This is a genomic window from Bacteroides mucinivorans, assembly GCF_034654355.2.
GTDB lineage: Bacteria > Bacteroidota > Bacteroidia > Bacteroidales > Bacteroidaceae > Bacteroides > Bacteroides nordii.
In genome coordinates, this window is sequence record NZ_CP178179.1 from 1226171 (window position 1) to 1240294 (window position 14124).

Annotated in this window: 11 protein-coding genes; 2 read left to right on the forward strand and 9 right to left on the reverse strand. The window is 43.9% G+C overall.

All coding sequences use genetic code 11. The annotated features are described in order from the left end of the window. Positions 1–75 precede the first annotated feature (75 nt). The 9 genes from dnaG to VCM39_RS04305 form a co-directional block, all read right to left on the reverse strand. Positions 76–2091 carry a DNA primase gene (dnaG, locus tag VCM39_RS04265; protein WP_221651251.1) on the reverse strand — a complete coding sequence of 672 codons (2016 nt, stop codon included), beginning with the start codon at positions 2089–2091 and terminating at the stop codon, positions 76–78. 111 nt (positions 2092–2202) lie between these two features. Then, positions 2203–2976, reverse strand: a complete 774-nt coding sequence (locus tag VCM39_RS04270; RefSeq protein ID WP_002562576.1) for a prephenate dehydrogenase — start codon at positions 2974–2976, stop codon at positions 2203–2205. A gap of 104 nt (positions 2977–3080) precedes the next feature. After that, the gene (locus VCM39_RS04275) at positions 3081–4142 is read right to left on the reverse strand and encodes a bifunctional 3-deoxy-7-phosphoheptulonate synthase/chorismate mutase type II (protein ID WP_221651253.1); all 1062 of its coding nucleotides are present in this window, start codon (positions 4140–4142) and stop codon (positions 3081–3083) included. Positions 4143–4244: 102 nt separating this feature from the next. After that, positions 4245–5429, reverse strand: a complete 1185-nt coding sequence (locus VCM39_RS04280; protein ID WP_322933176.1) for a pyridoxal phosphate-dependent aminotransferase — start codon at positions 5427–5429, stop codon at positions 4245–4247. Continuing rightward, positions 5404–6252 carry a prephenate dehydratase gene (locus VCM39_RS04285; protein ID WP_221651255.1) on the reverse strand — a complete coding sequence of 283 codons (849 nt, stop codon included), beginning with the start codon at positions 6250–6252 and terminating at the stop codon, positions 5404–5406. Before VCM39_RS04285 ends, VCM39_RS04280 begins: the two co-directional genes overlap by 26 nt. Positions 6253–6790: 538 nt before the next feature. Beyond that, complete coding sequence (locus VCM39_RS04290; protein WP_221651256.1) at positions 6791–7750, reverse strand: tetratricopeptide repeat protein; 960 nt, start codon at positions 7748–7750, stop codon at positions 6791–6793. A gap of 174 nt (positions 7751–7924) precedes the next feature. Continuing rightward, entirely contained in the window at positions 7925–9826 is a 1902-nt protein-coding gene (locus VCM39_RS04295; protein ID WP_322933175.1) for an ATP-dependent DNA helicase RecQ, read from the reverse strand. A 127-nt stretch (positions 9827–9953) separates the two neighbouring features. After that, positions 9954–11672, reverse strand: coding sequence for a single-stranded-DNA-specific exonuclease RecJ (gene recJ, locus VCM39_RS04300; protein ID WP_221651258.1), 1719 nt, complete (start codon positions 11670–11672; stop codon positions 9954–9956). 787 nt (positions 11673–12459) lie between these two features. Continuing rightward, a complete protein-coding gene (locus VCM39_RS04305) occupies positions 12460–12909 on the reverse strand; it encodes an acyl-CoA thioesterase (RefSeq protein ID WP_322933174.1) in 450 nt (149 codons plus the stop codon). Positions 12910–12988: 79 nt separating this feature from the next. Here VCM39_RS04305 and VCM39_RS04310 point away from each other — a divergent pair, with 79 nt between their 5' ends. Both VCM39_RS04310 and VCM39_RS04315 read left to right on the forward strand, forming a co-directional pair. Next, positions 12989–13552: an L-threonylcarbamoyladenylate synthase gene (locus VCM39_RS04310; RefSeq protein WP_221651260.1), complete on the forward strand. Its 564-nt coding sequence runs from the start codon at positions 12989–12991 to the stop codon at positions 13550–13552. After that, positions 13553–14122 (forward strand): sugar transferase, encoded by a 570-nt coding sequence (locus VCM39_RS04315; protein ID WP_002562567.1) that lies wholly within the window; start codon positions 13553–13555, stop codon positions 14120–14122. It begins immediately after the preceding gene. The last annotated feature ends 2 nt before the right edge of the window (positions 14123–14124 follow it).

Genomic DNA, 14124 nt, shown 5'->3' on the forward strand with positions numbered 1-14124 from the left:
GATTAGTGATTAGTGGCTGCGCTATTATACCGCATGGTACTAATCACTAATCACTAATCATTACTGCACTAATCCCTATCTTAGCACCACTCTATCTCCAAGTCTTTTTGCCATTAGACTTTGAATTTCTTTCATTTCTTTGTAGCGTTGCATAAGGGCGGCGCATTTCTCATCATCGTCTTCATTGGCAGGATCTTGCAGGGCATACATGATGTGTTTTAACTCTGCTGCTACAATTGCATTCTTAAAGTTTATCATCAATGTAGGAACCAGTTCAAAGAGGCGTTCCTCGTCTGTAACTATTTTCTGTGTTTTGGAGTGAAATTTACTCAGTTGATACCGGTCACTTGCCAGTTCGGTAGCAATGGAACTGATTTCCGGATCGGAGTGGGCTATAAAATAGCGTTCGGCTATAAATCCGGGATTATGGATATGGGATGCTGCCTCTGTCAGGATACGGCGATGTAAAGGATTATGAAATGCGAGTTCATCTTCTTTTAAGTCATGAACGATGTATTCAATCACACTGACCGGAGTTTCCTGTCCCTCTTCATCCTCCATGTTGCACATTATCTTTTCCCCATAGCGCACTATTGCCTGAAGAATCAATCGTTCGTACCGATAAAACTCCTGGCCTTCTTTTCCTTCCTGGGGGATGTAAGACTGATAAGAATCTTCCAGTTCGTCAGGTGGGAAGGGAGGAGGGAAATCTCCATTTTGCATTTCTGCCGGAGCGCCGGATGAATTGTTAGTGTTGAGTATCGGTTTATTCTCTTTCTCGGCTTGTATTTCTCTTCGTTTGGCAACTTCCGAAACGAGTAGTTTATCTTCTACCCGCAACAATTGTCCGCACTCTTTGATATACACATCACGCACAATTGCTTCCGGAATCACTGAGATACTTTGTACGATGTTATTGATGAGTTCTGCCCGTTTGATCGGATCTTTACCGGCATCTTCCAGCAATAGATTGGTCTTGAAACGGATGAAGTCGGTTTCATGTTCCTTGATGAACGCCTGAAATTCTGTAGCATTGTGTTTCCGCGCAAAGGAGTCAGGGTCGTCACCATCGGGTAGAAGGCAGACCTTAATATTCATTCCTTCTTCCAGCAACATATCAATACCACGGATGGAAGCCTTGATGCCAGCCATGTCACCATCGTAAAGTACGGTGATGTTGTTGGTAAAGCGATGGATCAGACGGATTTGCCCGGGAGTCAATGAAGTTCCTGATGAAGCAACAACATTTTCCACTCCTGACTGGTGCATGGAGATAACGTCTGTATATCCCTCTACAAGAAAACAGCGGTCTTGTTTTACAATGGCTTGTTTTGCAAAATAGATACCGTAGAGTTCATTACTTTTATGATAGATTTCGGACTCCGGAGAGTTGACATACTTGGCGAGCTTTTTGTTCTCTGTACTGAGTACGCGCCCTCCAAAAGCTACGACTTTTCCCGAAAGTGTATGTACGGGAAACATTACACGTCCCCAGAAGCGGTCGCGCAGACGCCCGTCATCTGTTTCGTAACAAAGCCCGGTTTTGACAAGGTATTCCTTTTTAAATCCTTTGCGTATAGCTTCCTGTACCAATGCATCATGACTCTCGGTACTGAAACCAAGCTGAAACTTTTCAATGATATCATCCCGAAATCCACGCTGGCGGAAGTAAGCCATACCAATGCTTCTCCCATCTACATGGTTCTTCAATATATTCTGGAAATAGTCGCGGGCGAAGTTATTAACGATAAACATACTTTCACGTGTACTTTGCGCCTGCTTCTCTTCATTGGTCAGTTCCCGTTCTTTTATTTCGATGTTATACTTCTTAGCCAGGTATTTTAGTGCTTCGTAGTACGACATTTGTTCGTGTTCCATGACGAAATGCACTGAATTACCACCTTTTCCGCAGCTAAAGCATTTGCACAGTCCTTTTGAGGGTGAAACGCTGAAAGAGGGGGTTTTTTCATTATGGAACGGGCACAAGCCTACATAGTTCACACCCCGTTTACGTAGTGTGACGAATTCGGATACTACATCAACAATTTGTGCAGCATCGAGTATACGGTCTATGGTTGCCTGATCTATCATGGATTCTCCTTTGTTTTTTTAGCGGATACAAAGTTACTATAAAATTAGCCCTTATCAAAAACTTATTTGATAAGGGCTGATTAATTTTTCTCTAAGATCTCTTTTACAGGTTTATTTGATCTTTTCCCGTATTTTAGTCAGATACTTTTTCATGCCTTCGGCATCTTTATTTTCTATTATCTCCAGAAGATTTTTCAGTTCTGTCCGTATATTGGCTACTTGTGCCGGAGTACGGGGATTGAAAAGAATCTCTTGCAATAGGTAATCGTCTTCACTCAAAAGTCCTTTGGCAATAGCCATATGTTTCTTGAAAGTGGTTCCCGGGGCTTCCTGATGCTTCATGACAGCAGCGAACACAAATGTTGAAACAAATGGTATGGAAAGTGAATAAGCCACTGTCTCATCGTGTTCGTCGAATGTATATTCAAAAATATTCAGTCGAAGACTGTTGTACAGATCCTTGAAGAATACTTTTCCCAAATGGTCGCTTTCGCTGATGATAATAGCACTTTCGCTACTCAGATTGCTGAGGCTGGCGAAGGTAGGACCAAACATCGGGTGGGTAGATACATAGCGGAAACCGCTCTCTTCATAGAATTTTTTCAGTCCGGTTTTTACGGAAGCGATATCACTAAGTATACAGTCTTTAGGTAGTGCAGGCAGGATTTTACGAAAAGCATCCAGCGTATACTTCACTGTTGCTGCGTTGATAACCAGTTCCGGTTCAAAGTCTTTAATCTCTTCCAGAGTAGTGAAACGATAGGTGTTATAAACAAAACGCAACTGATGTGGGTTGACGTCAAACACGGCCGTCTCGTGCTGAAAACTCAGTATATCAGTGAAAAAAGAGCCCATCTTGCCGGCTCCGAGAATTAAAATTCGCATGTGATTAGTGATTAGCGATTAGTGATTAGTGATTAGTAAGGGGGGAGTAGTGATTAATCATTAGCTGCTAATCATTAATCACTATCCCGCTAATCACTCACTAATCATTTATTAATAATTTCCATTTGTTGACGAACCGATTCTTCGTGTATCGCTTCGAATATTCTTTTCATGAATTCCCCGTCCATACCGCATTGTTCACCTTGTGCACCGCGTTTCTCAAGAATTTCATTGTAACGTCCTCTTTGAAGTATCGTGATATCGTGCTCTTTTTTGTACGTGCCAATTTCGCGGGCTACGCGCATACGCTTTGCCAGTTCCTGAATGATGTTATCGTCACATTCGTCAATCTGTTTACGAAGCTGGCTCAGGTTTTCTGTAGTCTGAGTCTCTTTACGGATTACGAGCAAATTCAGGATATAATCCAATACGTCTGGTGTAACTTGTTGTGAAGCATCACTCCAGGCACAATCCGGATTGCAGTGGCTTTCTACAATTAGTCCGTCGAAGTTGAGGTCCATTGCTTGTTGGCAGAGCGGAGCTATCAGTTCGCGTTTACCTCCAATGTGACTTGGGTCGCAGAAGATAGGCAATTCCGGTAGACGGCGGCGCAGCTCAATGGGGATATGCCATTGCGGCAAGTTGCGGTAGAGTTTTTTGTCATAGCTGCTGAAGCCACGGTGAATAGCACCCAGGCGTTTCAGACCTGCATTATTGATACGTTCCAAAGCACCAATCCAGAGTTCAAGATCAGGATTCACCGGATTCTTTATCAATACAGGTATATCCACACCTTTCAGTGCATCGGCTATTTCCTGTACGGCAAACGGGTTGGCAGTAGTACGGGCACCTATCCACAATATGTCAATACCTGCTTTCAGACATTCGTATACATGTTTGGCTGTAGCTACTTCGGTAGATACATACATGCCTGTTTCTTTTTTTACTTCTTTCAACCATGCCAATCCGTCAACGCCTACACCTTCGAAACCACCCGGTTTGGTACGGGGTTTCCAGATTCCGGCACGAAATATTTTCATTCCTTTGGCTGCCAATTCTTTGGCGGTAGTCATTACTTGTTCTTCTGTCTCTGCACTACATGGGCCGGCAATGACGACGGGTCTTTTTGCTTCGACACCTGGCAGTAAAATTGATTCGAGTTCCATAATTGAATAATGTGCCAATATGCCAATGTACTGATGTGCCAATTGGCTGGCGCTTTAATTGGGTTATTATTTATTTTTCTATTATTCTCTATTATAATTGCCTTATTGGCATATCATTTTAATTCGTTCCAGCGCTTCTGCCAGTTTTGTATCTTTGCAGCAAAGAGAGATACGAATGTATCTTGCTCCGTTACTTCCGAAGATGAATCCCGGAGTGATAAATACACGCGCCTCGTGAAGTATTTTTTCTGTCAGCTCTTCCACATCGGCATATGTATCGGGTATTTTTCCCCAGAGGAACATGCCCACTTGTTGGTCGTCATAAGTACATCCCAGTGTTTGCATGATTTTTCCTGCCAGGTGGCGGCGGTTACGATAGTTGTGGTTGTTCCCTTCGTACCATTCGGTATCGGCTTCCAGGGCTTTGGCAGCAGCCAGTTGCATGGCACGGAACATTCCGCTGTCTATATTGCTCTTCACTTTCAGTATCCACTGTACAAATTGTGCATTAGATGCCAGCATACCGATACGCCAGCCCGGCATATTGTGGCTCTTACTCATGGAGTTGAATTCGATGCAACAATCTTTAGCTCCCGGTACGCTGAGAATACTCAAAGGACGGTCGTTCAGAATGAAGCTGTAAGGGTTGTCGTTTACTATAACAATGCTTTTACGGCGGGCGAAATCGACCAAACGTTCATACAGTTCCATTGTAGCATTGGCTCCTGTCGGCATGTTAGGATAGTTGGTCCACATCAGTTTTACGCGACTCAGATCCATCTTTTCCAGTTCGTCGAAGTCGGGCATCCAGCCAGCATCTTCTTTCAGATTGTAATTTATGACTTCTGCACCCAGGATTTTGCTGAGTGAAGTATAGGTAGGATATCCCGGATTGGGCACCAACACCTGTTCACCCGGATTAACGAAAGCCAGGGTTACGTGCAGGATACCCTCTTTTGAACCTATCAGTGGCTGTATTTCCGTAGCGGGATCGAGTTCAACGTTGTACCATTTTTTATACCAGCCGGCAAAACCTTTACGCAATTCCGGGATGCCTACGTAAGGTTGGTAACCGTGTCCGTTCGGGTTTTGTGCTTCGTTGCACAGTGTTTGGATAGTCTCTTCAGAGGGAGGCATATCAGGACTTCCGATTCCCAGGCTGATTATATCTTTGCCTTCTGCATTCATCTGCGCTACTTCCTTCAGTTTTTTAGAGAAGTAGTATTCGCTTACGCTGGCCAGCCGATTGGCGGGAGCAATGTTATATGTTTGATTTACCTTCTGCATATTCGCCTAATATTTTAAGTTCTTTGGTTAGTGGAGTGATCGCGGTGATTGATTGTTTATATCTCAGATAGTCATTGAACGATACATCTACGTAAAACTGATATTCCCATTCTCTTCCGATGATAGGGAGTGATTGTATTTTAGTCAGGTTGATGTTGTAGAATGACAGGATAGAGAGCACTTGTGACAGACTGCCTTCTGTGTGTGGCAAAGTGAATACCATGCTTGCCTTATTAATAATTACTGAGTGGTAACGGCTGAGTTCGTCTACTTGCCAGGGATCGGCTACTATAAGGAAGCGGGTGAAGTTGTGTTTGTTTGTCTCGATGCTTTCCTGTAGAATTTTCATTCCATAACGTTCGGCGGCTACTTTGGAGCAGATGGCAGCATGTCCTTTCAGGTCTCCCTCTTTTATCATTTCGGCGCTACGGGCAGTATCTTCGCCTTCTACCACTTTGATGTTGGGGTGTTGTTGCAGGAATTCGCGGCACTGCATGAGTGCGATAGGGTGGGAGTTGACCTCTGTGATGTCACTCCAATCTTCCTCGGGCAGGCAGACGAAGCAATGTGAAATACGCAGTTTATGTTCGCCGATAATCTGTGTACCACTTTGACGCAATAATTCATTGTTGTGTAGCAGGCTTCCTGCTATGGTATTTTCAATAGCTAACATACCGATTACCTGGCTGTCTTTGCGGATGGCCTTAAACACGTCTTCAAAAGTAGTGCAGCAGATTAACTCTATATCTTCTCCTTCGAAGTACTTGTGAGCGGCGATATCGTGATACGAGCCGAGTGTTCCTTGAATTGCTATCTTTTTCATTCCTTCTTAATGTGTATTATATAAAAAAATCCCGCATCCATAATGGAGCGGGATTCATATTATTGATTCTTTCCTTTCAGTCCTTAAGCATCACTGTCACTTGATACATACAAACTCCCGCTCTACTTTCTGGCTAAAGTAAAAGTAAAAAAAGAAGTAATATGTAAAGTTAAATACGTTCATACTAACAGTTGCTTTTGTTTTAATTCGGGGACAAATGTAATACTTTTCTTTTAAATGCAAGCAAAAAGTGACTTTTTTTTGCATTGTACAGGATAATATTAAGAGTTTGCCATGATTCGCTGTGTTTTGGTTAGTGTTAATCCGATGTTTCACCACAGAGGACACAGAGTTTTAAATCTTTATTGAAACGCAGATTAACACAGATAAGCGCAGGTTAAAAGACTGTAGATCTTTATTTTATAATTGTTTCCTTTTGCGAAAATCTGCGTTCATCTGCGTTTCATCAGATAAATAAAGCTCTGTGTCCTCTGCGTCCTCTGTGGTGAATTGATTCATTTCCGGTCAGGAAAGCACACTATAATCCCAATACATTGGTTGATGGGGCTGGCTGGTTATTAAACTGTCCGTTCAGATTTTCTCCCTCTTTGGGATTGATTTCAAGTGCTTTCTTCATATCTTCTATTGAACCATTTTTGTCGCCATTCAGCAATTTGGCACGGCCGCGTTCGTGATAGGCTGCTCCGAAATTCGGGTTCAGTTCTATGGCTTCGTCGAAGAGGCTGATAGCTTCGGTTAGTTTTTTCTGAGTGATAAAGAGTTGACCCAGGTAGAGATATGCCTGTTCGTTGAACGGATTCATTTCGGTGACTTTCAAATAGTCAGTTTCTGCCTCTTCGGGAGCTCCTTCTGCTTCTTTTAGTTTGCCATGCAGCAAGATAGCTGCCTCTTCATCCGGATTCTGGGACAGAATTGCGGCTATATCCTCAGCAGATTCCTTGAGCTGATTCATCTTTAGCAAGGCTTCGGCGCGCAACAGACGTGCTTCGGTAAAGTCCTCTTTTAATACAATGGCCTTCGTCAGGTGGGCAATAGTCATGAGGTCATTGTTCATTCCCTGGGTGGCTTTGCCAAGCAGATAATGGGCCATGGCATTACCTTCTTCTATCTGGATGGCCTTATTGGCGGCAGTTTCCATAGCTTGATACTCCTCTTGCATATAGCATACGTTGGCTATGGTAAGATAAGTACTGGTCAGCTCGGGTTCAAGTTCCACCATACGATTCAGTATTTCACGGGCTTTGTCCAGTTCGGCAGATTGTATGTAGAGTTGGCTGAGGTATCCCAATGTTTCGAAGTCTTCCTCGATGGCGAGGGCTTCGGTGAAGCATTTTATGGCATAGTCCGGTCTGCCCATACGTTGAGCACGCAATCCGTCATATTTGAATATCTCAAAGTTCTTTTGTGCAGCTTTCTGCTTTTCGCTTTCCGGGCTTTCGGACTTTCCCGAAAAGAAAGATTTAAAGAAGTTCGGCATAATTTATAGAGTTATTATAAAGTTATAAAGTTGTAAGGTTATAGCTTGCAGATTATAGTATTATAAGTTATAACTTTATAACCCTATAACCTTATTATTGCCTTACAAAGTGCAAATGTAGTAATTCTTATCCGATTTCCGGCATTGAGGCGTGTGGAGTTTCGCGCTCGAGCTTTAACTGATATCTAATATTCCATCCTCTGTTTTTACTGTTCCCTCTTCTGATAGATATTGAATGACTTGTGCCAGTAGATCTTTATCTTCTTTTATTCGTTTGCTGACTTCTGCGGGAGTCAGAGGACCCTCTTTCAGTAAATCCAGTAGTTTCTCTTTTACTTCCTCGAAGGCATTGTCTGACAAACCTTTACTGGCTTTCCCGCTGAGGCATACGTCGCATTGACCGCAATTATGTTCGTTTTTCTCGCCAAAATAGCGGAGAAGCATACGGCTGCGGCAGGCTGTTTCAGAGGTGACATATTCTACCATTGCCTCGATGCGGGTTACGTATCGTTTTTTGCGTTCTTCGTACACGGATGGCGGAATATGCAGGCGGTTAAGTTCTATCCGTTCGCGTGTATATATTATATAAGGTGTTTTTTTGCGGGGAATGTAGTCTATAATACGGCGTTTGGACAGCATCATTAGTAGATTGTATATCTGCGAACGTGTCAATCCGGTACGCAGACTAAGTGCTGTTTCGCTGATGTAAGCGTAATCCGTGAAGATTCCGGTATAAGAACGAAGGACGGTTTGCATCAAAACTTCTGCCTCTTTACCCATTTCGCGAAGTTTGTACAACTCATCGCGACGGATGGTAAAGAGGATACGTGAAGCATTGTCCTGCTCATCGGTATATTCTATATATCCTGCCTGGGTTAGTATTTTCAAAGCACTATCTGCCGGAACCGGAAAATGCTTGAATTTGCGGCAGAATTCCTCCAGATTGAATTCCTTTGTACAATCGAGTCCGTCTCCCATTGCCATCTGATAATAGTATTGCAGATGTTCATACACTTTGATGATGTAATCTTTATCAGGAAAGGTATCGGGGACTCGTTTATGGAGGGTCGTTTTGTCCGATGGGGCATAAAGAATAACAGCGTATGCCTTTTCTCCGTCGCGCCCGGCACGTCCTGCTTCCTGAAAATAAGCTTCTGGAGAATCCGGTAGATCGAGATGGATTACCAGGCGGACATCGGGTTTGTCAATACCCATTCCGAAAGCATTGGTTGCTACCATCACACGACATTCGCCGCTTTGCCAGCGTTTCTGGCGGATATCTTTGACAGCATTGTCGAGTCCGGCGTGATAAAAATCGGCGGTGATACCTTCGTTTAAAAGTAATTCGGTGGTTTCTTTGGTACGGCGGCGGCTACGAACGTAGATGATGGCACTTCCCGGCATTCGGCGAAGAATGTGTAGTAGTTCGGCGGTTTTATTATCTACCTTGCGTACAATATAGGCAAGATTCTTTCGCTCGAAGCTCATCCGGAAAACATTTTCTTCCTTAAACTTCAACCGGCTTTGGATGTCTTTTACCACTTCCGGCGTAGCTGTGGCAGTCAATGCCAGTACGGCTACTCCGGGCAACAGTTCGCGTATATCGGCTATTTTCAGATAGGCAGGCCGGAAGTCATATCCCCATTGGGAGATACAATGGCTTTCGTCTACTGTAATCATACTTATCTTCATGGCACGGAGTTTCTGTTTGAAGATGTCCGTGTCCAGTCGTTCCGGTGATATATAGAGGAATTTATAATCGCCGAAGATACAGTTCTCCAGCGCAATAAGAATTTCCTGCCGTGTCATGCCCGAGTAGATGGCTATAGCTTTGATACCTCTTTGACGGAGATTCTGCACCTGGTCCTTCATCAGGGCGATGAGTGGAGTGATAACGATACACAAGCCCTCTTTGGCGAGTGCCGGGACCTGGAATGTAATGGATTTCCCACCACCGGTAGGCATTAATCCCAGTGTATCACGCCCTTCGCCAATACTATTGATAATCTCTTCCTGTACACCACGGAAGGAGTCATAACCCCAGTATTGTTTGAGTATATCGCGGTAAAACGCCATTTTGATTTACGATTAGACGATTGAATGATTTACGATTTACGATTAGACAATTTACAATTTACGATTGAGTAATCTTAGCGAATTAAGAGTAATTTCAATCGTAAATCGTAAATTGTCTAATCGTAAATCATTCAATGGGTTTAATATCCTCAATCTGCAACTGTACTTCGCCACGCTTGTGCGTGTTTTCTTCGATTGTGTAGCAGATGTCGAATGAACGCTTTGTCTTGATATAGCGTACGTGTGAACTTTGACCAAAAGCGATACCGTTCATTACGTTGTTCGATTTGTTATCTACCAACTCGAGTTTGATATGTTCCTGGTCGCGTCCCACCACTTTACTTGTACCGTAGTCGTAGACATGGTGCGTGCAGAATATGGGTTTCTGATTATCCGGGCCGAAGGGATTGAATTTCTTCAGATCGCTAAAGAATTTCGGAGTGATGTCTCTGAAGTCTATTTCAGCATCGATATCTATTACGGCACTGGTTTGTTCCGGCAGGATGTGTTGTGATACGAATGTTTCAAAACGCTCGGTAAACGCCGGTACATTTTCCACTTTCATTGACAATCCTGCAGCATACGTGTGTCCGCCGAAGTTCTCGAGCAAGTCACGGCAATGTTCTATGGCTTTATATACGTCAAAACCAGAAACTGAGCGGGCAGACCCCGTTGCCATATCATCTGTACGTGTCAATACTACGGCCGGGCGGTAATATATTTCCGTCAGCCGGGAAGCCACAATTCCGATCACGCCTTTGTGCCATTCTTCATTGTAGATGACGATAGAACGGCGGTCTGCCAGTCCTTCAAGATTGGCTACAATCTGGTTGGCCTCTTCGGTCATACTCTTATCCAGATCTTTACGGGTTTCGTTGTACTGATTTATCTGATTGGCTTTTTCAAGAGCTACGGAAAAATCTTTCTCTGTCAACAGATCCACTGCTTCTTTTCCATTCTGAATACGTCCGGAAGCATTGATACGAGGGCCTATTTTGAACACAATATCGCTCACGGTGATATCCTTTTCTGCTAATCCGCATACATCAATGATGGCTTTCATTCCTATGCTGGGATTGCTGTTCAGTTGTTTTAGACCGTGGTGCGCCAGAATACGGTTTTCCCCCATAATGGGCACAATGTCCGAAGCTATGCTGACGGCCACAAGGTCGAGCAGAGGAATAAGGTGGTGAAATTCAATGCCATTGTTGATAGCAAATGCCTGCATAAACTTGAAGCCGACACCGCAGCCTGAGAGGTGTTCATAAGGATAGGTGTTATCCAAACGTTTGGCATTGAGGATAGCTACGGCGGGTGGCAGTATATCGTCCGGTACATGGTGGTCACAGATGATAAAATCAATTCCTCGTTCGCGGGCATATGCTATTTCATCTACGGCTTTTATGCCGCAGTCGAGCACGATAATCAGGCCTACACCAGTTTCGGCAGCATAGTCTACTCCTTTTCGTGAAATGCCGTAACCTTCGTTGTAACGGTCAGGAATGTAATAGTCCAGGTTTGAATAAAACTGCTGGATGAACTTATAGACCAGTGCCACAGCTGTGGTACCGTCTACGTCATAATCTCCATAAATCAGAATGCGCTCTTTCTTTCCCATCGCCTTGTTCAGACGTTCCACTGCTATGTCCATGTCCTTCATCAGGAATGGGTCATGCAGGTCGGGCAGTTGCGGACGGAAGAATTTCCGGGCATCATGTACCCGTGTGATTCCCCGCTGCACCAGGAGCCGTCCCAGGATAGGGCTAATGCCTAATTCCTGAACCAATGTCTGGCTTATCTCTGCCTGTTCTGATGTGATGGGTTGATAATTCCATTTGTGATTCATTTTATATATTGTTTTTTCTTTTTCGTATCTCAGGATGGGAGAGAATGACATTTTCCCCCAAGAAGCTGTAAAAGTACGAAAAAAAGATGAAGCATGGCTGTAATCAGATGAAAATATTTCAGAGGGATTACTTCGGTATGAAAAGGATGTTTACAAAAGGAACGGGGTATTTCTCGCTTGGGAGGGTGGATAATGTGACAAATTGGCTACGCTATGCCGATAAGTATTTAAATCTGAATAGACATGAACAAAATTCACCATAGAGTAACACTGAGTTCCACCGAGTTTAAATCTTTATTGAAACGTAGATAAACGCAGATTTTCGCAAAGGGAAATAAATGTATGATAAAGAACTACAGTTTTTTAATCTGGGTTCATCTGTGTTCATCCGCGTTTCATCAGATAAATACTACTCTGTGGAATTCTGTGTTACTCTGTGGTGAAACATATTCATTACCATACAAGAATAGACATCCTATGATAAAGGTGCGTTAGTTGAATATTTATTACATCAGAGTAAACGCCTTCCGTTGCCAACTCTGCTTTTCTAACCCCCGGCAAATTTTTGGTTGTCCCGGCTCCGGGGAGCAACGTCCTCGGCTCCGGGGAGCGCACCCTTCGGCTCCGGGGAGCAGTCTCCTCCCCGGAGCCGAGGAATATACTTTGCAATGTATTGATAAACAGTGGGTTGAAAAGGATGCTTTCCACCTCTATTTCCACGTCTTTACTCTGCCTATCTCTTGCTTATCAGAAATTAGTGTATTAAAATACTGACAAATGCTGCCCTTTAATCCTTGTTTTCCTGTCTCCTTTTCCTCACATCTCTGCCCTCATATTTGCAAATCGCATCTATCCACTCTTCGGTGAGCGCTTTCGATTCGTACTTATCTAAATCGAATGCTACCATCACGGATGTGCAGATGCACTTTACCTCTCCGGTTTCTACATCGATCACCCGCTGAATGAGGTGAAAACTTTTTGTCCCGATCTCCGAAACAGCCGTTTGTACGGCAATGTGGTCCGATGCAAAGATTTGAGCCAGGAAGTCGGCCTCTATATGGACAACGACAATTCCATCCTTTTCCCAGTCCACTCCGGGGCAGACAGAGGCAAAATATTCTGTTTTGCCAAGATCATAGAATGAGAAGTAAACCGTGTTGTTGACATGACCGAATTTGTCTACGTCATTGAATCGTAGTTGTATAGGCAGGGTGTGGCGAAACTTAATTTCTTCCATTTGTTTTCTCTTAAACTTTGTTATTACCATGCAAAAGTAGTATTTTTGCGCGTTACTCTTATCAGATATAAATCAAGAAATGATAGAAGATATTAAAAAAGCCTGTCAGGTGATGCAGGAGGGGGGGGTTATCCTTTATCCTACCGATACGATTTGGGGATTGGGTTGCGATGCGACCAATCCTGATGCGGTGCACCGTGTGTACGAAATCAAGAAGCGTGCAGACAGTAAAGCGATGTTGGTTTTGGTTGACTCATCCGTAAAGGTGGATTTTTATGTGCAGGATGTGCCCGAAGTGGCATGGGACCTAATAGAACTGGCCGACAAACCACTTACTATAATTTATTCGGGGGCCCGCAATCTGGCTCCGAACCTGCTTGCCGAAGATGGCAGCGTAGGTATCCGTGTGACCAGTGAGGACTTTTCCCGTCGTCTTTGCCAGCAATTCCGCAAGGCAATTGTGTCGACATCGGCCAACATCAGCGGACAGCCTTCGCCGGCCAATTTCAGTGAAATAAGTGATGACGTTAAATCACAGGTAGATTATATTGTAGGCTTTCGCCAGGATGACATCAGTCGTCCCAAACCATCGAGCATTATTAAACTTGATAAAGGCGGAGTGATAAAGATTATCCGTGAATAGATGAAGCAGTTGGTGGATTATATGGTGGCAGCGTTGGTGCTGTTGCTATGTTGCCCATTACTGCTCTATATTGCTATCCGCATTCGCATGCAGGGAGCGGGTAGCGTTTTTTACCAGCAAGAGCGGTTGGGAAAGGGAGGTGTCCCCTTTCGGATGGTGAAATTTCGTACCATGGTGACAGGTGCGGAAGATGGGACACCGTTGCTTGCTGTTTCTGATGATCAGCGGGTGACAGCTTTTGGCCGGACACTGCGTAAACATCATTTGGATGAATTGCCGCAGTTCTGGAATGTTTTGAAGGGAGATATGTCCATTGTCGGACCACGCCCCGAACGTGCTTGGTTTGTACAACAAATATTGGAGAAGACCCCGGACTATAAACGGATATTTAACCTGAAGCCAGGGATTACCTCTTTAGGAATGGTGAAATTCGGGTATGCTAACACGATAGAGAAAATGATTGAACGTTCCCGTTACGACCTTTATTATTTAGAACACTATAGCTTTTGGCTCGACGTGAAAATTCTATTGGCAACCGTCAGAGAAGTGTGGATCGGCAAAGGCATTTAGAC